The organism is Psychrobacter sp. 1U2, assembly GCF_051847575.1.
The window spans coordinates 1-1,150 of sequence record NZ_JBPYDC010000377.1 but is presented as its reverse complement, the minus strand read 5'-3'; the positions used below and the strand labels follow the sequence as shown (position 1 = coordinate 1,150).

Sequence of the window (1,150 nt, the reverse complement as noted above, 5' to 3'; positions counted from 1 at the left end):
AGTTTCACCAACAAGACGAGCTAGAGGCAAACTAAAGTTGCCTAAACCACTAAACAAGTCGAGTACCCGCTCGCCCGCTTTTAGATCTAACAAATCGCAAGCAAGCTTGGTCATCTGACGATTGACAGAAAGGTTTACTTGCGTAAAGTCAGTTGGGATAAATTCGAAAGTAAGGTCATATTCTGGCAGTTGGTAATATAAACGTCCAAATTGTTGGCTCAGATCATCTTTGTCAGTCAAGGCAACGCGTTGGATACTATCAGCGCCTTTAGACTGTAAATATAGCTGCCAATGACGCGCTGCAAAAAACGCTTTAAGCTTTTCGATATCAGAGTCTGATAATGGAGCTAGATGACGTACGATAAGAGCAACAGGCTGATCGCCATCAGGTAGCTCTGGTAGGTATTCACCCATTGCTAGCTCTAGCTGAGCAATCTTATCGCGGCTCTCAAGTGTACTCATAAGTGCTTTGAGGTTTTCAATCTCAAAGCCAATACGTGGATCTAAAATATGACATTCGTTTAATTCGGCTAAAAAGTTACTTGAGCGCTCACGAAAGCCGACCAATGCAGTTTCTTTTTTGGCGACATAGCGTACGCCAAGTCGTGCTTTGGTACGATAGCCGAGACGATCACCAACTATCGGTGCAAGCCAGTTGTCCGGCTCAGCATTGGCTTGATGTATAAGCATCTCAGCAAGTACCGATTGCTTAAAGTTGATTTGACCATCTGGCTGCCAGTGTTGTAAGCTGCAACCACCGCAAACGCCAAAATGCGGGCAGGGCGGTACAGCACGTTCAGGATTTGGGTTGGATGTGATATCAATCGCGTCTCCCTCTTCAAAGCTGGCACGACTATTGGTTAGTTTGACCAAAGCACTTTCACCCGGTAAAGCAAAGCTGACGAAAACTTTTTTGCCATGCTTGTCTGCTACATGTCCCTCTTTTTCATCAAAGCCATTACCATATACGGCAACCCCGCGCCCATCGTGCGACAATCCATCAATATTGAAGGGAAGTGGCTCTGCCTCTTTTAGACGCCGACGTGTCTTGGATGAAGGTTTAGATTTTTTCTTATTAGGCGGGATAGTGATCGTTTGGGTATCGTTGGCTTGTGACATAGTATCAGTTGCTGTAGACGTTTTTGAATCG

Annotated in this window: 1 protein-coding gene; it reads right to left on the bottom strand. The window is 45.3% G+C overall.

Annotation, left to right across the window (positions count from 1 at the left end; all coding sequences use genetic code 11):
• Window positions 1-1,119, bottom strand: a 1,119-nt coding sequence (locus tag ACS8FD_RS15955) for a 23S rRNA (uracil(1939)-C(5))-methyltransferase RlmD (protein ID WP_439276568.1), incomplete at its 3' end; no start/stop codon positions are given.
• Between the last annotated feature and the right edge of the window lie 31 nt (window positions 1,120-1,150).